Genomic DNA, 19,130 nt, shown 5'->3' on the forward strand with positions numbered 1-19,130 from the left:
TACTAACAAACGGGCATCCCCAAAAAAATGTGTCTTCTTGCGCATTTACAATATTAAAAATAAATTACGTACACTTATGGGGTTAAGGTAGGTTGCTTAACCCCAACGCACGAGGTTTCTCAAAACTGAAATAATCGAGGTTTTGAGAAACCTCCTAGTCAGATTTGAGAATCTGACTTCACACTTGATTTAAGAATCTGACTACACGACTTTCACTTCTTACATTACTTCTTCTTTGGATGGGATTGATACCGCGCCACCTGCACGGGTAACGCAAATGGCGGATGCTTGGGTGGCTTTTTGGAGGCAAGTATCTAAGGTTTCACCCAATGCCCAGTTAGCCAAAAAATAACCAATAAAGGTGTCGCCTGCGGCGGTGGTATCTATCGCTTTTACTTTTTTAGCATTAATGGATCTAATTTCAGACGCATGTTGGTAGCGTGCCCCTTTTTCGCCCAACGTCAGGAGCGTAGCTGCATTGGGAAATTGTTCTGCCATTTTTTGCAAAATACCCTCTGCTGTATTTCTGTTGGTTAGTTCTTCACCTTCTACTTCATTGATGATAAAAACGTCAATGGTTTCCAAAGGCAATTCAAAAACACTGGGCGTCATGGGGGCAGGATTAAAGAAAATTTTCAGCCCGCGTTCGGAAGCCGCAAGGAGCAATTCGGGCAAAGCATTGATTTCATTTTGTACCAATAAAATATCTCCTTTTTCAAAATGCTGAAGCACATCATGGATATGGAAAGAATGGATAGCCTGATTAGACCCGCCGTGAATGATGATGGCATTTTGGCCGCTAGGCTCCACCTGAATAATGGCGTGTCCCGTTGGGCCGTCAGAAATCGTTAAGAAATCAACGTTTACTCCCCAATCGTTCAACTGGTTTTTTATCCATATTCCATCTTCTCCAATAGCCCCTGCGTGATAGACTTGCACGCCTGCTTTGGCCAATGCCACACTTTGATTACAGCCTTTACCCCCCATAAAAACTTGGTACGACGTACTGGCAATTGTTTCGGCGGGTTTTACAAAATGGGGAACTCCGTACACATAGTCGATGTTGATAGAACCAAAATTTAAGATTTTCATATATTTTTGGAAACGTTAGTCAAAATTAAATTTGATTGATTTTGCTAACTTTACCAAATCCACCTATACATTCTCCCATGATTCACGAAAATTTACTGCTTATTGTTACCCTTTTGATGGCCGTGTCGATGCTGTCGATGCTCAGTGAAAAGCTAAAGGTGCCGTATCCCATTTTTTTGGTGCTTGCGGGCTTGGTGATTAGTTTTATCCCTGGCATTCCAGTTGTGACGTTGAATCCCGACATCGTTTTTCTCATCTTTTTACCTCCCATTCTCTACGCAGCGGCTTGGAATACTTCATGGCGAGAGTTTTGGGCGGCACGACGAACGATTAGCATGATGGCCTTTGGACTCGTATTTTTTACTTCCACGGCGGTTGCACTCGTCATGCAGTTGCTCATTCCTGATTTTCCTTTGGCACTCGGTTTTTTGTTGGGGGGCATCATTTCACCTCCCGATGCAGTGGCAGCGACGTCGGTGCTACAAACCGTAAAAGTACCTAAGCGTGTCGTCACTATTTTAGAGGGTGAAAGCCTCATCAACGATGCATCGTCATTGATTGTTTTTCGATTTGCGTTAGCAGCTGCTTTGACGGGAGAATTTACGTTTTCCAACGCGGCCACAAACTTTTTTGTAGTAGCAGGGGTGGGCGTATTTATTGGGCTTTTGTTTGGCTTTGCGCTTTTTTATATCCACAAATACCTGCCCACCACGGCCAGTATTGACACTTCTTTGACCGTTATTTCTCCGTATTTGATGTACATCGTTGCTGAGTATTTTCACACTTCGGGGGTAATGGCAGTGGTAAGTGGCGGGTTGTTTTTGAGCTATCGCTCGCACGAAATGTTTTCCTACAATACCCGCATTCAAGCCTATTCAGTGTGGGATGTTTTTATATTTATCCTCAATGGATTTGTCTTTATCCTGATTGGCCTACAGCTCCCCGCTATTTTTACGGCGCTTCAGTTGTACTCCTTGGCCGAACTTGTTTTTTATGGGTTAGTGATAAGTGTATTAGTGGTGCTTATTCGGCTAATGTGGGTATTTTCTGGCATGTATTTGTCGTGTTTTTTCAACAAAAGAGAGCGCAAATTGAGTTGGCGAAATGAGTTTTTGATTGCTTGGAGTGGTATGCGGGGCGTAGTTTCGTTGGCATCTGCGTTGGCCATTCCTTTGACCTTGGAGGGAGGCGCGCACTTTCCCCACCGCGACCTACTGCTTTTTATCACCTTTGTTGTGATTTTGTTTACGTTGGTATTTCAAGGGCTCAGTTTATCGCCCATTATTCGTTGGTTGAAAATCAGCGAAGAAGAGAACGAAGATAAAGAGCAAGAGGTGGAGATTCGGCTTCGTTTGGCAGATGCGGCGCTCAATCATTTGCAAACCAACTACGTTGCAGAACTCGAAACCATTGATGCCTATGGCCGCATCAAAGATCGGTACCAACGAATGTCCGAAATTGCCAATCAGAAATTATTAAAAGAAGATACCGAAAAGGCCGTGCCGCACTTTTTGCCCAAATACCGCCGTATGTTGCTGGAGTTGGTCAATGTACGCCGCCGAGAGCTTTATAAACTACGAAATGAGAAAAGCTATTCGGATGAATTGCTTCGCCGAAAAGAGCACGAATTAGACTTGGAAGAGGCCCGATTGAACGAATAAGGGCAACCTAAAATGGGCTATTTCTACGTTGAATTTCAGCTTGAAGGCTCTTGAGTTTATGAGTGGCATTGCGCCCAATAATAAAAGCCGCAACCATCAAAATGACGGGAAGGAATTTGCCATTGTGCGTAGCGGAATAAATGGCAATACCAACCAAAAAGCCAACAAAAATCGCCATCGGGATGCGTTGCGACTTTAGCTTTTTTTCTTCTGCCCTCAATTCTTCGAGCGTTAAGTGCCCATAATCTTTTGTGCCAAACGGATTTTCCATGTTTAACGTGGGTTTGTTTGGCACAAAGATAAGTAGCAGTCGTTACGGTTTGTAATAATCTGCCACTTTGTACTTTTTAAGGTTGGATACCCACTGTCCATTTCTTAGTTCACGGGTCGTCACTTTCACAGTTTCTCCATCAGAAGTTTCTTCAACTTCACGTACTTTTTTGAGGCCCTTTCTAAAAACAACTTCGTACTCGGTCTTTAGAAGCAAACAGCAACCTGATTTTTCCTTACAAATCAAACGTTTACGCGCGTGGTTCACCTCGAACATTCCCAAATTATCTACGACCAAATCAGTCAATTCTTCGCTTTTGACAAAACGTTGTTTCGTACTGTTGAACACATAAATGTCGTACGTTGGTGCTCCATAGCTGCCGTTGTTGCCGTTCCGAATGGCAAGGTCAGTTTGATTATCAAAGTTAAAATCATCAAACTTTAGTACTTGCTGTTGGTCGTATTTTATGACATTGTTTTTACCCCTCACAATATCAAAATCAATATTTTTCGACGTAAATACTTGAGAAACACCTTTTTTTACGCTGGACATTAACTCTATCGTCCCCTTTCCATGGCAGTTGGATTCTGTACATTTTTCGACCTTTACTTTGACTGCATAATTGTGGGGAGCTTGGGTAATTAGAAATGTATGCTGCGCCCATAACGCATTTGAGACAGTTATATATAGAAGAAAAGGAAACCACTTTGCCATTTGCGAGATGATACGAATTATACTTTCAAGTTGATTTTAAGGGTGAAAATACGTTAAAATTTGTTCAGCTTCAATGTTATCAAATCAGGGTGTACGAATAAATGCAGGGTTTAGAAGCATTTATTCTAAAACACATAGAGCACATTAGAATAAACACATAGTAAACATAAAAGACAGCCTCGCCACCTGCAAAATTTCGTACACCCAGAATCGCTCTACTTCTTCCGCTGTGCGGCCATCCATTCCATGATGGTGGTAGGGCGGCCGTTGAGACGAACGAGCGAGCCGTCGTAGTCGAGTTGGGCGTGGTTTACGTGCAAGTAAATCCACGACCAGTGTCCGTTGTAGTAATAATTGTCGCCACCAAAAAAGCCCGAAAGATCAGTGACGTGGTCGTAGTAGCTGAAATACACGTTTTTAGCACCTGCCTTTTTCAAGCGCTCGTACACGGGCACTACCGTCAAATCAGGCTTAGTCGTGGCGTCTTCTTTGCAGTGGATAAACCACATCGGCACATTTTTGATGCTGCTGATTTGGGCGTCGGTTATGTACTGCGATTGGTAGGCCAAGGCACTAATATAACCCGCCGCAAAATACGCAGGTTCTTTTAAAATTAACTTGAGCGCCATGTAGCCACCGTTTGAGCAACCACCCACGTAAATACGCTTAGAATCAATGTCGGGGTGTTGGGCCACATACGCTTTGATGAGCGCCATCAACCCTATGTTATATACGTCCTCGCCCGAGCCAGGCTGCATCACGCCCTCTTTGTTGTGCATCCACGCGCCAGGGCACTGAGGCACCAATACGTAGGCAGCGCCAAAGTATTTTTGAATATCGACAGAGGCATAGTTGAACGCTTTGTTGCCAATTAGCGGAATAGTGGGGTCGGTGCCACCCTCACCACCACCGTGCAACCAAATAATCAAGGGATTTTTGGCTGACTTATTTTTGGGGGCAAAGGCCGCGTACGACATGGTTTTGCCCGCTTCGTACTCGTATTTCCCTGTCAAATCAAACTCGTCGATGCCTGGACGAAGTCTTGCTTTTTCTTTGTTCCACACCTGATTGGTTTTGGTGTTGGTAGCGGTTACTTGATAGTTGACCCACGAATTACCTCGACATTGGCCACTCTGCGAGTACTGAAAAGGCGAAGAGAGAGGCATGTTGGGCGCTACGGTCAGCACGAGCGTAGCGTGCGAACCTTCTTTGATTCGATTACCTTGGACATCGGAAATGTAGGCAAAGACCACCGTCCGATTGCCGCTTTTGAGGGCATCGGGAATCGTGGCGCAGTCCGAACTCCGCGTTACGGCAACGGTAAAATCTTTAAAATCGACGTTGTTTGAGGGTGCATCCAGCGCAACAATCACTTTGCTGACTGCGGGTCCCCAATCGTAGCCTTCCACCACGAGGGTGTAGTCGCTCGAAGATTGAGCTTGGGCGGAAGTCCCCAAAAAAAGTGCGCACACAAGCGCAATACAAATGACTTTGGTAAGGTGTAATACTTTCATGAAAGGTTAAAGATTAAGTAAACCGCCAAAGTTAGCATTTATGCCGAGGGAAAGGAATTTAACACAAAGTTATTCACGCAAAGTCACAGGCATCTGAGCTCCTTAGCGACTTTGCGTGAAGACAACACTGTATTTACGCCTTGCGTACAAACTCCGATTTGAGTCCCATCGAACCAAAACCGTCGATTTTGCAGTCGATGTTATGGTCGCCTTCGGTGAGGCGGATGTTTTTCACTTTCGTACCCGCTTTGATGGGCTTTGGCGCACCTTTCACGGGTAAATCCTTGATAACCACTACCGAATCACCGTTTTGAAGAACGTTTCCGTTGGCATCTAGTACTTTCAATTCACCCTCTACCACTTCTACCTCCGCATCTTCGGGGTTCCATTCGTGAAAACATTCGGGGCACACCAACAAACCATCGCTTGGATAAGCGTATTCACTACCGCATTTGGGACAAGGAGGAAATTCTGACATAGGAAGGTTTTATTTTGATTAGGCCGCAAAAGTAGAAAAATTAGCCACAAAAAGACATACAAAAGTACCTCCTAACAATTTATCCTGCATTCCGCACGCCACTAAACGCAGGTAAATTGTCCATAATATTGGTTTGGCGATGCTGCAATCCCCACTCAATCATGGTATCAATTACCCTGTGCAATTGTTCCCCCGATTCGGTGAGTTCGTACTCTACCGTGACTGGAATGGTATTATAGACCTTCCGACTGATAATTCCATTGGCTTCCAAATCTTTCAATTCTTGAGAAAGCATCCGTGGAGTGATTTTGGGGATTTCACGCTCAATTTCTTTAAAGCGTTTTTTACCAAACAACAACGTCCCAATGATGGGCATTTTCCACTTCCCCTGAAAAGCGTTGAGGGTATCTTGCACGGCCAAAACGTAGGAGACGGGGCATTTTTTTACGTTTTCGACAGATTTTAGTGACTGTATCATGTTGTTAATCAGATTGCTATACTTTTTAATAGTGCTATACTTTTGTATATCGCTATATTTTCCATAGCAAAGATAACCTACTTTTGTGACCATCAAAAACATTTTTCACATAAACTTTTACAACAATGATATTAGTAACAGGCGCCACAGGACAACTCGGAGGCAGTGTAGTTGAAAATTTACTTACAAAAGTACCCGCCAGCGAAATCGCGGTATTGGTACGGGATGCAGCAAAAGCCGAACACCTCGCTGCCCAAGGGGTGGACGTCCGTGTAAGCAGCTATTTTGACAAAGCATCGTTGGCATCGGCATTGCAGGGCATCGAAAAGGTGCTTTTGGTTTCTTCCAACGATTTTAATGACCGTTTGGGGCAACACAAAAACGTGGTGGATGCTGCCAAAAATGCGGGTGTAAAGCATATTTTATATACGGGGGTGGCGATGAAAGACATTAACGAGTCGCCCTTAAAGCCTTTGTTGGGCGATCATTTCCAGACGGAAGATTACATCAAAGAAAGCGGATTGACGTACACATTTCTCCAAAACAACCTCTATTTCGAAGTTATTCCGATGTTTGTAGGGGCGGGGGTGTTGGAAACGGGTATTTTCTTCCCAGCAGGAAATGGAAAAGTAGCCTTTGCGGCCCGTCAAGAATTGGCAAAAGCGACTGCTACAATTTTGACAACCGAAGGCCACGAAAACAAAACGTATCCGTTGACGGGTTCGGAAGCCTATTCATTTGCCGAAATCGCGGTGGAGCTTTCTACGTTGTCAGGTAAAAATGTACCATACGTAAGTCCCGAACCTGCGGCATTTGAGGGCGCTTTGAAACAATTTGGCTTACCAGAGGGGATTATTTTGATGTCAGTGCTGTTTGCCGCAGCGGTAAAAAACGAAGATTTCGACCAGCCTTCACCTATCCTTGAAACTATTTTGGGCCACAAAACAATGCCTTTGGCAGCCTTTTTGAAAGAAGCTTTTGCCTTGGAAACGGTTTAGTAGTGTCGTTGGTTACGCATTGTGGTGCCGTCAGTTGCTCATTGTAGTGCCGTCGGTTGCTCACAACCGACGCTTGAGGTTTCTCAAAACCTCGTTTACGGAACTGATTTTTTCGCTGTTCATTCGGTTAATCATAACCGAATGAACAGCCGAGGTTTTGAGAAACCTCGGACACAAAAGAAACCTCGGATTCATGTTTTTTGAAGAAATTACCGTTATTTTAAGGAAGAAAACCTTACTACGATGGAACGCAAGGAATTTATTCAATCACTTCTAACGCTTTCTGCCATGGGAACCTTGAGCAGTTTTAAACAATATACCGATACTTTACCCACGCAAAGCACCCGAATGCCCGTGTTGTTTACATCGCACGGCAGCCCGATGGACATCCCTTTATCGAAAGAACAGCGTCCTTTTTGGAATGCACTGTTTCAGTTGGGGCTTGATTTGCAGAAAAAATACGAAGTGAAAGCGGCCTTGGTTGTTTCGGCACACTGGTGTTCGAGGGGTACGTTTGTGAATATTTCGCCCGAGCAACAGCAAATCTACGATTACTACGGTTTTCCGAAACATTATTACGACCCCAAGTACCATGCACATGGAGCGCCAGACATTGCGAAAGAGGTAACCAAAATTATTCCTTCCGTGAAAGAAACTACCGAGTGGGGACTCGACCACGGCGCGTGGCCTATGCTGATGCACCTATTTCCCAATGCCAATATTCCTGTGTTTCAGATGAGTATTAGCTACTACGAAACACCTCAGTACCATTATGAATTGGGCAAACAGCTCAAATCCTTGCGCGAAAAGGGTGTTTTAATCATCGGTAGTGGCTCATTGATTCATAATCTTCAAATCCTTGGCCCCAAAATGCGGTCGGGCGACATGACGCCATTTGGCTGGGAAGCAGAGTATGATGAATGGATAAAAAATCAGATTAGTGAACGAAACGTTGGGAACATTATCAAGTACGAGACGAGCCATAAACTGGGCAAATTGGCGGCTCCCACTCCCGACCATTTTGTGCCCGTTTTGTACAGCCTTGGACTGATGGACCCTAAAGACGAACTACGGTATTTTTACCAAGGGAAACCCAACCTACCTGCCTTCAGCGAGCGGAGTTTTGTATTGAGTTAGAAGGGGTTGGCTTTCTGGGAAAGTGCGAGCTAATTGGCGAACCCAACGGTTCGCCAATTAGTTTTTATACCTATTTGACTTTATATCCCAAACAACCCTATCAGCCCATTTTATGAAACGTATCTCTTCTATCGACTCCGTAAGAGGCATTGTGATGGTCATTATGGCCCTCGACCATATTCGTGATTTGATTCACATTCCTTCCCAAACTCTTGATCCTACCAACTTAACGACCACCACCGCATCCATTTTTATGGCACGATGGGTTACGCATTTTTGCGCGCCGATATTTGTGTTTTTGGCAGGAACCTCCGCTTATTTATCTTCCCAAAAAGAAGGTAACCACTTGTTTTTAATCAAGCGTGGGTTGTGGCTGGTGTTGCTAGAATTCACCGTTATTACCTTTGGTATTTGGTGGGATATTCGATTCAATGTATTTCTGTTTCAGGTCATTGCAGCCATCGGACTTAGCTTCGTCATACTTGGTTTGTTGCACCACGTATCTTCTTCAACTTTGGGCGTTGTAGGTGTGGCTATTATGGTGCTTCACGGGGCATTTGCGCTCTTGCCCTTGCCCGAAGGTTCGGCGTTGCGAACTATTTTGACGCCTATATTTTCGGTAACTGCCTTGCCGTTGCCTGCTTCTAAAACGCTCATTATGGGCTATCCTCTCATTCCTTGGCTGGGCATTATGTTGGCAGGATACGGCGCTGGAAGTTATTTTAAAAAGCCTGCCCAAGAACGAAAACAGATTTTTTTAAAACTGGGAGGGGCAGCCCTAGTTGCTTTTGTGGTGCTTCGTTTTACCAATATTTTACTCGACCCGCAACCTTGGTCGGTTCAAAAAGATAGCTTATTTACTTTCCTATCTTTCATCAATGTCACCAAATACCCTCCTTCCTTGTTGTACGATTTGATGACGTTAGGAACAATGTTTTTGCTTTTGTACTGCTTTGAAAGTGCAGAAAACGCCCTCAGTCGGTTTTTTACTACCTACGGCAAAGTCCCCATGTTTTATTATTTATTGCATTGGTACATCGTTCATTTAACCATGTTTGCCATTCTTTTTGCGGAAGGATTTGGGGTCAAAGATTTTGAATTTGGGTTCAGTTTTGGCCGCCCCAAAGCCGCCAATGGCTTGCCGCTCTGGGGCGTGTATGTGGTTTGGATAGGTATTGTCGGAGTGCTGTATCCGTTGTGCCAATGGTTTGGGAAATACAAAAAGGCAAATACCCACAGAACCTGGTTACGGTATATTTAAGTAGTAAAGCAAAAGTTCTAGAGTAGTTCAAAGTAGCCTCGGTAGAGGCGCAACATTTGTAGTAGTAACAGCAGGTAATTTTTTAATTTTTGCTTCGGACGGGGCCGCCCGAGCGGAAGCATAACTTGTTGCTTTGTTATGCTTCTCCGAAGCAAAAGGGGGTTATTGATGGGCTCTCTACTACTACAAAGGTTGCGCTTCCGCACAGGCGGCCCTGTCCGAAGCAATAGAAACTACTAATACACTAAAATTTATGCGCAACTATTTAACGAAGCGAAAAGAATCTTAGGCCCGCAGGTTCAAATTTGCCACATGCCCTTTGCATGTCTTGCCTTTTGCATATTTGCCACATGCCTTTTGCCTCTTGCCCTCACGGCAATTGGTAACGTTGAAAGAACTCCCAAATGACATCGTTGGCGTTGATGGCGGTGGAAGGGTCATCGGCGGCAACGCGACTTTTAACACCCCCAGGCCAGGAATGCCCCCCGTCGTTGGTAAAATAAAACTCGATGGTACTGTTGGTGCAATTGCTCCATTTGGTGAGCGTATAATTGGGGAAAGTGTTGACCGTTTTGCTAGTTGAAGCGCAACCGTCGTTTTTTACCCAAGCTGAAAGGCCGTCGGCAACGGGCGGGAAGTAATACCCAAAAATTCCCGTGCCACCTTCGTAGGGAACTTTGGCATCAAGTTTGGAATGAATGTGCAAAATCGGAACGGGGCGCGTTGGCTGGCAGGTAGTAGTGGTGGCCAATGTTCCTGCGACGGGAGCAATGGCGGCAATTTTGTTGGAAAGCTCACACGCAAGGCGGTAACACATCATGGCGCCGTTTGACATACCCGTGGCATAGACTTTTTTGGGGTTGATGTTGGGGTATTTTTTTATCAATTCATCAATCAGAACACCGATAAATTTTACATCGTCAATGTTTTTCTCCACGGCGTAGTCGCAGCACGTACCTGCATTCCAGGTGCGAGCCCCCAAGATTCCGTCGCTTTGTACGCCATCGGGATAGACAATGGCAAATTGAGCGGCGTTGGCTTTTTCCGTCAATAAATAATCACTTTCCATTTGCGAACCTTTTCCGCCACCACCGTGAAGGGCGATGACCAGTGGAACGTCGTTGGATTGGTCGTAATTGGGAGGGAGATTGATTAAATAAAAGCGGTTTCGACCATCTACGGTCAGGGTTCCTTCAGTGCGACGAAGGGTAGGTTCGGCGGGCTGTGTGGGCTGGCAACCAAGGGCAAAAACAAGAAAAATTCCCAAAATGATAGATAAAGTTTTCATGGAGGTTGAAAGACTGTTTAATGGTGAAGGTGTTGCGGGTTAGATGCGAAGACAGGGCGAAAGTTTAAACTGTGCCCCTAAAAAAAGCTACTGACATAGGGTTGTCATAGGCTGTCCCGACCTTTGTGTTGTTCAAAAAACAAAAAGAAAGTTTACCAAAAAAACACAACAACCATGAAAACATTACTTAATTTATTACTGGCCGAATTAGAAGATGAAAGTATCGGTACTCGCAAAATGTTGGCACTTGTTCCTGCCGACAAAGGCGACTGGAAACCACATGCTAAAAGTATGCCTTTGAAGGAGTTAGGAGAACACATTGCTGATTTGCCGACATGGATAACATTGGCTTTCACTACAGACGAATTGGATTTTGCCAAAAACCCCTACAACCCACATCATTGCAATGGCGGTGAAGAACTCGTTGCCTATTTTGATAAAAACTTGGCAGAAGCAAAAGCTCACTTTGCCCAACATGAAGATGCCATGCTTGAAGAGCGTTGGCAGTTAAAAAATGGCGATGTGGTATATATGGACATCAGCAAGTACGAAACCATTCGCCATACTTTTGGCCAAATGATTCACCACCGTGCGCAGTTGGGTGTCTATCTTCGTTTGCTTGACATTCCGATTCCAGGCGTTTATGGCCCAAGTGCCGACGAGATGGGCGCGTAGTTCAACTATTTTTGCCAAACTGTTGATACTTTAAAATTCCTCCCTACTTTTGTGCTCATATTTCATGCACGGGGTGCTGTAAAAAGCTGAGATGATACCCGAGAACCTGAACTGGTTAGGACCAGCGGAGGAATGCAGGAGACAAAAGACGTAGGAGAACTAGCCCCATCGTAAGAGGGGTATATTCATACTGGTTTTGAAACCTCATTTCGAGCATTCGGTGCAGAAATGAGGTTTTATTTTTTAATCCAACTCGTATGAATGAAGAACTTCAATTGAGCGAAAAAAGCCTTGTTAATCCTCCACTGCGCAACTGGCAAGGCCGCAAAGAATGGTTTTTTAACCGCGAACACACCGACACGTACGAACTTTGGTATGAAGGCCGCTACAAACGTGCCGAAGTTTGGCAGAAGAAAATCATGGGGCGGTTTGTCACCTCCGATACTCGCATCAAAACCTTGCTCGAATTCGGCTGCGGCACGGGGCGCTTCACCCGTTGGTGGAAAGAAATCGGCATTGAAGCCGCTGGGGGCGACATTTCTCCCTTCATGCTCGGGCAAGCAGTTCATCTTTTTGGGGGAAACTTGGTGTGGGCCGACTCCCATTTTATGCCGTTCAAAAATCATACCTTCGATTGCCTCGCATTTATCACGACTTTTGAATACTACCGCGACCCCGTGCAGGTAATCCGTGAAGCGGCGCGCGTGGCCAAATACGGCATTGCGTTTGGCATGATGAACCGCAATTCGCCCAAAGTCGTCCGCCGACGAGTGCAAGAAGCTTTTGGCAAAAACCCCTTTTACGTTACCGCAACGTTTTACACCCCTACCCTGCTTACCCAAAAAATCCACGAGGCGCTGGAGGGACGGAGCTATACGATTGAATGGCAAGCAACGGGGCTTCCTGAGTGGTTTCCTGTGCAAGAATGGCACGTTCCGTACGGTGATTTTTTCGGTTTGTTTGTCAAATTCAACGATGTGTAGTGATGGAAAACGCGGGCAAAATCAACGAAGAATACTTCAAACAAGTCATTTTACCCAACAGTGGTTTTCGGCGAAAAGAAGTGCTCGTCGGGCCGAATTTTGGCGTGGACGTGGCATTGATTGATTTGCTAGACGGCCGAGCAATGGCACTTACGAGCGACCCGCTCAGCCTTATCCCGACCTTGGGACTGCAAGAATCGGCTTGGCTATCGGTGCATTTGATGGCCAACGACATCGCGACCACGAGTTTTTCGCCCCAGTATTTACAAACAGTATTAAACCTCCCAACCAGCATCACCAACGCTCAGTTTCGGGAATATTGGCAGTACATCGACCACTTTAGTCAGCAAATTGGGGTGGCCATTACGGGAGGTCATACGGGAAGTATTGAAGGACAAAATTCGACGATTGCGGGCGGAGGAACGATGATTACCATTGCTCCCAAAGATCAAATATTGACCTCCAAAAACGCGCAAGCGGGGGATTTGATTGTGATGACCAAACAGTGCGCCATGTCGTCGGTGGCGATTTTGGCCTTGTCTTTTCCCGAAACGGTCAAACAGCGATTGGGCACAGAAATAGCCCAAAAAGCCAGCGATTTGTTTTACCAAACCTCGGTTTTGAAAGAAGCGGAGGCAGTTCGACAACTCAATGAAAAACAGCGGGTTGTCAACGCCATGCACGACGTCACGGAGGGAGGAGTGCTGGGGGCGGTGCTCGAAATGTCGGTAGCGAGTGGGCTTGGCGTGGAGGTAAACGATGAAAAAATTCCGCGTACTGCTGTAGAAATGGCGGTTTGTGAGCTGTTTGAACTTGACCCTCGCTATTGCATTGGGGCAGGTTCTATGATACTTTCGGTAAAGCCAGCCCACGAAACAGCGGTGGTTCAAGCGTTAGTTGAGCAGGGACTTCCAGCAACCGTAATTGGTAAGGTTGTCGCCTCTTCTGAAGGACGTACCATTATCGAAGATGGACAAAGAAAATCCTTGCCTTATTTTGAAACAGACCCGTATTGGGCGGCATTTTTTGGGGCATATCACAAAGGCTGGAAATGAAAAAGAGCATCTATCTAATTGCCGACCCAAGCCTCAACACATCGCTTTTGCTCCAAAAAATTGAGCAAGCGCTACGGGGCGGTTTGTTTGCGGTTCAACTTTGGAATAACTGGCGGGGTGTTTCAGCTCCACTTGCGGTGATTCAGCAAGTGCATGAATTGACCCAAGCAGCTCACGTACCTTTGTTTTTGAATGAAGGATTGGAGTATCTAAAATGGACGTGTTTCGACGGGATTCACCTCGACAAACCCAATGAAATACTTCCCTCCTTAAAAAAACAACGCCCCGATTTACTGTGGGGAATGACCTGTTCTAACTGCGTTGAAGAATTACAATGGGCCGAACAGCATTCGCTTGATTATATTTCTTATTGCTCCGTTTTTCCGTCCAAAACAAGTACGAGTTGCGAGTTAGTCACCTCCGAAACCATCCAAAATACCCGTCAATTTTACCAAGGAAAGGTATTTTTAGCGGGGGGAATCAATGAATTGACCTTACCGCGTTTGCACTCGTTGCCTTTCGACGGAATCGCTTTGGTTTCGGCCATTATGGGGACATCAAGTCCTGCCGAGGCTGTTTTGAATTACCATTCACTTTTAAATCAACCCACCGATGACAACCCATTTTCTCTCTAAGTTGTGTTGCCCATTTGATAAAAGCGACCTTCATTTACAAGTTTTTACCGAAAAAGAACCAGACCTTATTCACGAAGGATTACTGGCTTGCCCAACTTGTAACCGACTGTATCCCATTATCCACGGAGTACCCATTATGATTCCTGACAATTATCGCGAAGCCCAACTGGAACAACCTTTTTTTGTAAAATGGGAAAGTCAATTGAGTCTCGAAGCGAAAGAAAAAGCAACGTAGCAACTCAAGGGCGTTCTTTCGTAGCTAACTCCTTGCGGATTCTGCTCAATGATTGCGGGGTTATTTTGAGGTAAGAAGCGACGTATTGTTGCGGAACTTGGAGCAAAATTTCGGGATAACGTTTTTGTAACTCAAGGTATTTCTCCATAGCTGTGCCATAGTTCAGGAAGTCATTGTCTTTGATTTTGGTAAGAAATGTGGCTTCAATAATGGTTTTGGTAAAAATATAAAAATTAGGAATGGTCTCATTAAATATTTCCCAGTTTTTGCGTCTGATTACCAAAACTTTCGCAGGTGTCACTGCTTGAATGGCATTTTCACAAGGAGTTAAATTGTAGAAGCTCTCCAAGTCGGCGTAAAATTGATTAGAGCGAACAAAATACTTAGTAATTTCTTCGCCCTGATTTCCAGTATCATAGCTACGTAAAATACCCTCATCCACAAACATAATTTCGTGCGCAACGGCTCCGAATTCGAGAAAATATTCTCCTGTTTTGAGGGTTTTTAAATGGACGTGGTTGAGCACTTGCTGGATGCTATCATCGCCCAGAATTCCACCAAATTGAAGGGCTGACTTGAGTTTATTCATACTATTCTATTGGACTATCCCAAGTTTTAAAACACTTTCAGCGCAGGCAAGTACAGCTTCTCGGTTGGTGCGGGGGCGCCATCCAAGTTCGTTGATTGCTTTTGAATTATTGATTTTTCGTTCGACGCCTAAATCTACTAAAATGGGCTGGAGGGTTTTGTCAAACAGTGAAAAAAGTTGCACCACAAAATTGGGCAAAAGAAACGAAGGAATCCTTCGACGAGGATAGGCAGTTTTTAAAAGCTGAGCCACTTCTTTGAACGAAATAAATCCTGCTGAACCCGCGTAACGTTGATGAGCCGCTTGGGGTTTTTCCATGGCTAAAATCAGTAACTCAGCGACCGAACGTACGTCCACCATATCGAAACCAATAGCAGGTAAAGCTGGCATGGTTCCGTCCAATGCTTTGATGACAATGTTTGCAGAAGTTCCAAAGTCTTCTTCTAACACAGGGCCTAAAATTGCCCCAGGAAGAACCGTCGTAAGTTCTAAGCCCGATTTGTCGGTTTTAATGTACTCCCACGCGGCCTTTTCTGCAATGGTTTTACTTCGGAAATAAGGAGTGGTATCTGCCAAATTGGAGACGTCTGTCCATGTATTTTCGTCAAGAACAACGTTTTTGTCATTTTTTGCTCTTCCATACAAAATAGCTGAAGAAGAGGACGTTAACACAACTCGTTTAACACCGTTTTTTGAGGCAGCTTTCAGAATATTGAGAACCCCGTTTTTAGCAGGCTCTATTAGTTCCTCATCGTTTTTGGGTAACTCTCTTGGAAACGGTGATGCAATGTGTTGCACGTAATCCATTTCTTTGGTAAGTAGCATCCACACTTTTTCGTTGCTCAAATCGGCTTCCGCAAAACTCAGTAAATGGGTATTGGCAGTGTGCTGACCAATGACAGCTTTGATGGCGTCGGCACGTTGGAGGCTACGGAGCGTCCCTACGACTTCGTAGCCTTTTTCGAGTAGTTGAATGGCCGTATGCGACCCTAAGAAACCTGTTATTCCAGTGACTAATACTTTTTTCATGGCGATTACTTTTGTTTTAGGCAAAAGTAGGGATGCCCAAAATCACTGCAATTACCAAATGGTAAGAAATGATGGAAGTAAACAGTCTCAAAATATGACGGGGCCTAAAAACCTCCCTAAAATGTCGCAATTCCCCCCCTTTGAAACCTAATACTTCTCTTACTTTTGCTAAAATGTTTTATTTGAAATGAAAAACCCTAAAAAGGTTTCGAAAGAAATCATTGTTTTTACGTCTTGCTCAATGGTTTTGACTGCTTTGGGTATTGATATTATGCTACCAGCCTTTGCGGAAGTTCGACGCCATTTTGCCGTCGGAAACGACGTTGCCCAAACCGACAGGTTGGTTACTTTTTTCTTTATGGGGCAAATTATGCAAATTGTATTTGGCTACCTCACCGACAAAATGGGAAGATTGCCTATCCTACGGTTTGGAATTATCCTCTACATTGTGAGCGGATTCGCCACGGTCTATGCGCCCAGTTTGAATTGGATGTTTTTCTTTCGGTTTATTTCAGGCATGGGAGCAGCAGCGGTATTTATGACTTCTATCGCTTCTGTTCGCGACCGATATGCAGGTGATGAAATGGCCCGAGTGATGTCTCTAGTGCTAACCTTGTTTTTATTCACGCCCGTCATTGCGCCGTCGCTCGGGGCGGTGATTTTAAGTTATTATTCGTGGAAATGGGTGTTTTTAATCCCTCCCATTTTTGCGGTTTTGGTATTTATTTGGTCATTTCGGATGGGCGAATCGTTGCCCGTCGAAGCCAGAAATGACATAAAAATTGGCGAGTTGTTACCGAAACTCAAATCAATTGCTACTGATGCCCATTTTCTTCGATATGTCACCATCGCTACTTTAATCTTTTCTGTGTTAAGCAGTTATGTATCTAGTTCTGAAAGAATCATTGGGGATATCTACCAGCGCCCCGATTTGTTTCCAATTATTTTTGGTGCTATTGGTTTGTTAATGGCCATTTTATCGTTGACCAACTCCTATTTTACCAAAAGGTATGGAGCAAAAAAGACGCTTAGAATAATTCTTCTGCTTTATTTAGCGGCAGCATCTGTATTGCTTGGGGGTGTGCTGTTGTTGGGAAATCCTCCACCGATGGTCTATTTCTTTGTGATGATAGCACTATTGATGGCGTTCACAACTGCTGGTGACCCCAATAGTGGGGCGTTAGCCCTGAAGTTTATGGGCGAAAATGCAGGTTTGGCAGCCGCAGTTGACGGCACTATCTTCTTTTTTATTGGTTCAGGAATTGGAGCCGTCATTAGTAGTCAGTTGACCAACGGCGTTTTACCATTGGCGATTGGAGCGGTTGTTGCTAGTTTGATTTCGGTGATTTTGGTTTTTGGGGATACTGCTAAAAAATAGGGACACATTGCTTTTTAACGTTTCCCTCGCGGAACTCGCTAAAGAATAAAAACGCAGATGCGCGCGGATTGTGAGGGGTTGGTTATCAATCAGGATGTTATCAATTTGAGGGTTGCGTCTTCCACTTGTTCCTTGGTAGGAGTGATACCCGCTTGAATCAATTTGCGAGCTGCCAAGTGATCAGCGGGGCGATTTAGAGAATCTACCGCCACCAGTTTATTTTCTTTAAAGTAAAAAATAGAAAACTTATTGGCCACTAAATCTCCTCGGAAGGCGTACGAATCGTAGTCCGAATTGATGCCTGCCATTTGTAATTTAAGGTCAAACTGATTGGTCCAAAACCACGGTACGGCATCGTACGGCTGTGTCTTTTCACAAATATGCGCTGCCGCTATTTTGGCTTGATCCACTGCATTTTGCACCGATTCTAAACGACACTGTTTTCCTGCAAAACGGTTGTAATGGCTCGCACAGTCGCCAATGGCATAGACGTTGGAAACGGAAGTTTGTTGATACTCATTGACCAAAACCCCATTTTGACACTCAATACCTGCCTCCTGTGCAAGTTCTTGGTTTGGAACAACCCCAATCCCCACGACGACCAAATCAAACTCAGCCAATGCTTCCGCCGAAACAGTGGCATTTAACTGTACATTTACGCCCATTTCTTGGTGCTTTTTGAGAAATACTTCCGACAAAACGGGCGGCAATACGCGTGCCATAAGTCGATTTTGCACCTCCAAAACTGTCACCTGTTTACCAGCTTCAGCAGCACTAGCAGCTACTTCTAATCCGATAAAACCACCACCTACCACGGCTACACTTTCTACAACATCAAGCGCTAATTTCAGTTGTTGAGCATCGCTCATACTTCTTAAATACAGCGCATTGGAGGCAATAGCCTTCGGAAGTTCTCGATTGCGAGCACCCGTGGCAAGTATCAAATAGTCGTACTCAAATGTATGGCCAGTTGATGAGGTTACGGTCTGGTTATGAAGCTGAATTGCTTCTATTTTTTCCCCAACAATTACCTCAATGTGATGTTCGGCGTAGTAATTGGCATTCCGAAATAGTAGGTTCTCAACGGTTTGTTTACCATTAAGAAAACCTTTTGACAATGGAGGTTTCTGATACGGCAAATGCGCTTCATCGGCAATCAATTGTATCGTTCCTTCAAAGCCCATATCGCGCAAAGAAGTAGCCGCTTGGACACCTCCATGCCCTGCTCCGATGATAACCACTTTTTTCATGTTAAAAACGCTATTGTACTGAAGGAATACGAACAATCAAGCCCTCTACTTTTGGAGTTGCCCGCACTTGACATCCCAAGCGACTATTCGGCCGTCGCTCGGACGTGGCGCTATCTAGCATTTCGTTTTCTTCTTCCTCCATTTCAGGCAATTGGCTCAAAAACGCATCATCGACATAGATATGACAAGTGGCACACATGCAGGAACCACCACATTCGGCGACGATACCGTTTACACCATTTTGTACAGCGCCTTCCATAAGGCTAGCTCCCAAGGGCAAATCATACGTCTTTGCCGTTCCGTTCGGTTCAATGTAAGTAATGTGAGGCATAGGGATTAATTTGATTTACGATTAATTCGACTTGCGATTAATTCGATTTTACGAAAATCAATTATAGTTAAGTTCAAA

Annotated in this window: 21 protein-coding genes and 1 riboswitch; of the genes, 10 read left to right on the forward strand and 11 right to left on the reverse strand. The window is 44.7% G+C overall.

The features are described from left to right. Positions 1 to 219 precede the first annotated feature (219 nt). Positions 220 to 1,092: a ribokinase gene (locus FHS57_RS29990; RefSeq protein ID WP_183980222.1), complete on the reverse strand. Its 873-nt coding sequence runs from the start codon at positions 1,090 to 1,092 to the stop codon at positions 220 to 222. Positions 1,093 to 1,169: 77 nt separating this feature from the next. Between FHS57_RS29990 and FHS57_RS29995 the strand changes: the two genes are divergently transcribed. Beyond that, positions 1,170 to 2,753, forward strand: a complete 1,584-nt coding sequence (locus FHS57_RS29995; protein WP_183980223.1) for a Na+/H+ antiporter — start codon at positions 1,170 to 1,172, stop codon at positions 2,751 to 2,753. A gap of 7 nt (positions 2,754 to 2,760) precedes the next feature. Here the strand turns inward: FHS57_RS29995 and FHS57_RS30000 are convergent, their stop codons facing one another. From FHS57_RS30000 to FHS57_RS30020, 5 genes are all read right to left on the reverse strand, one after another. Next, positions 2,761 to 3,024: a hypothetical protein gene (locus tag FHS57_RS30000; RefSeq protein WP_183980224.1), complete on the reverse strand. Its 264-nt coding sequence runs from the start codon at positions 3,022 to 3,024 to the stop codon at positions 2,761 to 2,763. A gap of 42 nt (positions 3,025 to 3,066) precedes the next feature. Then, positions 3,067 to 3,576 (reverse strand): XAC2610-related protein, encoded by a 510-nt coding sequence (locus FHS57_RS30005; protein WP_221225772.1) that lies wholly within the window; start codon positions 3,574 to 3,576, stop codon positions 3,067 to 3,069. Positions 3,577 to 3,953: 377 nt separating this feature from the next. Next, positions 3,954 to 5,252, reverse strand: coding sequence for a prolyl oligopeptidase family serine peptidase (locus FHS57_RS30010; RefSeq protein WP_183980226.1), 1,299 nt, complete (start codon positions 5,250 to 5,252; stop codon positions 3,954 to 3,956). A gap of 133 nt (positions 5,253 to 5,385) precedes the next feature. Then, positions 5,386 to 5,730, reverse strand: a complete 345-nt coding sequence (locus FHS57_RS30015) for a zinc ribbon domain-containing protein YjdM (RefSeq protein WP_183980227.1) — start codon at positions 5,728 to 5,730, stop codon at positions 5,386 to 5,388. 79 nt (positions 5,731 to 5,809) lie between these two features. Further along, the gene (locus FHS57_RS30020) at positions 5,810 to 6,208 is read right to left on the reverse strand and encodes a winged helix-turn-helix transcriptional regulator (RefSeq protein ID WP_183980228.1); all 399 of its coding nucleotides are present in this window, start codon (positions 6,206 to 6,208) and stop codon (positions 5,810 to 5,812) included. 125 nt (positions 6,209 to 6,333) lie between these two features. Between FHS57_RS30020 and FHS57_RS30025 the strand changes: the two genes are divergently transcribed. From FHS57_RS30025 to FHS57_RS30035, 3 genes are all read left to right on the forward strand, one after another. Further along, a complete protein-coding gene (locus FHS57_RS30025) occupies positions 6,334 to 7,206 on the forward strand; it encodes an SDR family oxidoreductase (RefSeq protein ID WP_183980230.1) in 873 nt (290 codons plus the stop codon). A 243-nt stretch (positions 7,207 to 7,449) separates the two neighbouring features. Then, positions 7,450 to 8,343, forward strand: coding sequence for a dioxygenase family protein (locus tag FHS57_RS30030; protein WP_183980232.1), 894 nt, complete (start codon positions 7,450 to 7,452; stop codon positions 8,341 to 8,343). A gap of 112 nt (positions 8,344 to 8,455) precedes the next feature. Continuing rightward, complete coding sequence (locus tag FHS57_RS30035) at positions 8,456 to 9,604, forward strand: acetyltransferase domain-containing protein (RefSeq protein ID WP_183980234.1); 1,149 nt, start codon at positions 8,456 to 8,458, stop codon at positions 9,602 to 9,604. Between the two features lie 370 nt (positions 9,605 to 9,974). Here FHS57_RS30035 and FHS57_RS30040 read toward each other — a convergent pair whose 3' ends face one another. Beyond that, entirely contained in the window at positions 9,975 to 10,892 is a 918-nt protein-coding gene (locus FHS57_RS30040) for a CE1 family esterase (RefSeq protein WP_183980236.1), read from the reverse strand. A 174-nt stretch (positions 10,893 to 11,066) separates the two neighbouring features. Here FHS57_RS30040 and FHS57_RS30045 point away from each other — a divergent pair, with 174 nt between their 5' ends. From FHS57_RS30045 to FHS57_RS30065, 5 genes are all read left to right on the forward strand, one after another. After that, complete coding sequence (locus FHS57_RS30045) at positions 11,067 to 11,567, forward strand: DinB family protein (protein WP_183980238.1); 501 nt, start codon at positions 11,067 to 11,069, stop codon at positions 11,565 to 11,567. A 59-nt stretch (positions 11,568 to 11,626) separates the two neighbouring features. Then, positions 11,627 to 11,717: riboswitch (TPP riboswitch) on the forward strand. A gap of 107 nt (positions 11,718 to 11,824) precedes the next feature. Continuing rightward, positions 11,825 to 12,550 carry a class I SAM-dependent methyltransferase gene (locus tag FHS57_RS30050; RefSeq protein WP_183980240.1) on the forward strand — a complete coding sequence of 242 codons (726 nt, stop codon included), beginning with the start codon at positions 11,825 to 11,827 and terminating at the stop codon, positions 12,548 to 12,550. 2 nt (positions 12,551 to 12,552) lie between these two features. Beyond that, positions 12,553 to 13,605, forward strand: coding sequence for an AIR synthase family protein (locus tag FHS57_RS30055; protein WP_183980242.1), 1,053 nt, complete (start codon positions 12,553 to 12,555; stop codon positions 13,603 to 13,605). Beyond that, positions 13,602 to 14,240, forward strand: a complete 639-nt coding sequence (locus FHS57_RS30060; RefSeq protein ID WP_183980244.1) for a thiamine phosphate synthase — start codon at positions 13,602 to 13,604, stop codon at positions 14,238 to 14,240. The genes FHS57_RS30055 and FHS57_RS30060 overlap by 4 nt, the downstream gene beginning before the upstream one ends. Continuing rightward, a complete protein-coding gene (locus tag FHS57_RS30065) occupies positions 14,218 to 14,475 on the forward strand; it encodes a Trm112 family protein (RefSeq protein WP_183980246.1) in 258 nt (85 codons plus the stop codon). Before FHS57_RS30060 ends, FHS57_RS30065 begins: the two co-directional genes overlap by 23 nt. Before the next feature lie 4 nt (positions 14,476 to 14,479). On the opposite strand, the gene FHS57_RS30070 is transcribed toward FHS57_RS30065, so the two are convergent. After that, positions 14,480 to 15,064, reverse strand: coding sequence for a Crp/Fnr family transcriptional regulator (locus FHS57_RS30070; RefSeq protein WP_183980248.1), 585 nt, complete (start codon positions 15,062 to 15,064; stop codon positions 14,480 to 14,482). A 6-nt stretch (positions 15,065 to 15,070) separates the two neighbouring features. Then, positions 15,071 to 16,093, reverse strand: coding sequence for an SDR family oxidoreductase (locus tag FHS57_RS30075; protein ID WP_183980250.1), 1,023 nt, complete (start codon positions 16,091 to 16,093; stop codon positions 15,071 to 15,073). 187 nt (positions 16,094 to 16,280) lie between these two features. Between FHS57_RS30075 and FHS57_RS30080 the strand changes: the two genes are divergently transcribed. Further along, positions 16,281 to 17,471, forward strand: a complete 1,191-nt coding sequence (locus FHS57_RS30080; RefSeq protein ID WP_183980252.1) for an MFS transporter — start codon at positions 16,281 to 16,283, stop codon at positions 17,469 to 17,471. An 89-nt stretch (positions 17,472 to 17,560) separates the two neighbouring features. On the opposite strand, the gene FHS57_RS30085 is transcribed toward FHS57_RS30080, so the two are convergent. Continuing rightward, entirely contained in the window at positions 17,561 to 18,721 is a 1,161-nt protein-coding gene (locus FHS57_RS30085) for an NAD(P)/FAD-dependent oxidoreductase (RefSeq protein WP_183980254.1), read from the reverse strand. 10 nt (positions 18,722 to 18,731) lie between these two features. Continuing rightward, complete coding sequence (locus tag FHS57_RS30090) at positions 18,732 to 19,052, reverse strand: 2Fe-2S iron-sulfur cluster-binding protein (protein WP_183980256.1); 321 nt, start codon at positions 19,050 to 19,052, stop codon at positions 18,732 to 18,734. Positions 19,053 to 19,130: the final 78 nt, after the last annotated feature.

Source organism: Runella defluvii, assembly GCF_014195535.1.
GTDB lineage: Bacteria > Bacteroidota > Bacteroidia > Cytophagales > Spirosomataceae > Runella > Runella defluvii.

What these genes read in the sequence shown, in the direction of transcription:
- FHS57_RS30045 (WP_183980238.1), top strand. Translation starts at nt 11,067, where the DNA reads ATGAAAACATTACTTAATTTATTACTGGCCGAATTAGAAGATGAAAGT.
- FHS57_RS30040 (WP_183980236.1), bottom strand. Translation starts at nt 10,892, where the DNA reads ATGAAAACTTTATCTATCATTTTGGGAATTTTTCTTGTTTTTGCCCTT.
- FHS57_RS30035 (WP_183980234.1), top strand. Translation starts at nt 8,456, where the DNA reads ATGAAACGTATCTCTTCTATCGACTCCGTAAGAGGCATTGTGATGGTC.
- FHS57_RS29995 (WP_183980223.1), top strand. Translation starts at nt 1,170, where the DNA reads ATGATTCACGAAAATTTACTGCTTATTGTTACCCTTTTGATGGCCGTG.
- FHS57_RS30000 (WP_183980224.1), bottom strand. Translation starts at nt 3,024, where the DNA reads ATGGAAAATCCGTTTGGCACAAAAGATTATGGGCACTTAACGCTCGAA.
- FHS57_RS30090 (WP_183980256.1), bottom strand. Translation starts at nt 19,052, where the DNA reads ATGCCTCACATTACTTACATTGAACCGAACGGAACGGCAAAGACGTAT.
- FHS57_RS30030 (WP_183980232.1), top strand. Translation starts at nt 7,450, where the DNA reads ATGGAACGCAAGGAATTTATTCAATCACTTCTAACGCTTTCTGCCATG.
- FHS57_RS30020 (WP_183980228.1), bottom strand. Translation starts at nt 6,208, where the DNA reads ATGATACAGTCACTAAAATCTGTCGAAAACGTAAAAAAATGCCCCGTC.
- FHS57_RS30085 (WP_183980254.1), bottom strand. Translation starts at nt 18,721, where the DNA reads ATGAAAAAAGTGGTTATCATCGGAGCAGGGCATGGAGGTGTCCAAGCG.
- FHS57_RS30010 (WP_183980226.1), bottom strand. Translation starts at nt 5,252, where the DNA reads ATGAAAGTATTACACCTTACCAAAGTCATTTGTATTGCGCTTGTGTGC.
- FHS57_RS29990 (WP_183980222.1), bottom strand. Translation starts at nt 1,092, where the DNA reads ATGAAAATCTTAAATTTTGGTTCTATCAACATCGACTATGTGTACGGA.
- FHS57_RS30060 (WP_183980244.1), top strand. Translation starts at nt 13,602, where the DNA reads ATGAAAAAGAGCATCTATCTAATTGCCGACCCAAGCCTCAACACATCG.
- FHS57_RS30055 (WP_183980242.1), top strand. Translation starts at nt 12,553, where the DNA reads ATGGAAAACGCGGGCAAAATCAACGAAGAATACTTCAAACAAGTCATT.
- FHS57_RS30070 (WP_183980248.1), bottom strand. Translation starts at nt 15,064, where the DNA reads ATGAATAAACTCAAGTCAGCCCTTCAATTTGGTGGAATTCTGGGCGAT.
- FHS57_RS30075 (WP_183980250.1), bottom strand. Translation starts at nt 16,093, where the DNA reads ATGAAAAAAGTATTAGTCACTGGAATAACAGGTTTCTTAGGGTCGCAT.
- FHS57_RS30005 (WP_221225772.1), bottom strand. Translation starts at nt 3,576, where the DNA reads ATGTCCAGCGTAAAAAAAGGTGTTTCTCAAGTATTTACGTCGAAAAAT.
- FHS57_RS30015 (WP_183980227.1), bottom strand. Translation starts at nt 5,730, where the DNA reads ATGTCAGAATTTCCTCCTTGTCCCAAATGCGGTAGTGAATACGCTTAT.
- FHS57_RS30025 (WP_183980230.1), top strand. Translation starts at nt 6,334, where the DNA reads ATGATATTAGTAACAGGCGCCACAGGACAACTCGGAGGCAGTGTAGTT.
- FHS57_RS30065 (WP_183980246.1), top strand. Translation starts at nt 14,218, where the DNA reads ATGACAACCCATTTTCTCTCTAAGTTGTGTTGCCCATTTGATAAAAGC.
- FHS57_RS30080 (WP_183980252.1), top strand. Translation starts at nt 16,281, where the DNA reads ATGAAAAACCCTAAAAAGGTTTCGAAAGAAATCATTGTTTTTACGTCT.
- FHS57_RS30050 (WP_183980240.1), top strand. Translation starts at nt 11,825, where the DNA reads ATGAATGAAGAACTTCAATTGAGCGAAAAAAGCCTTGTTAATCCTCCA.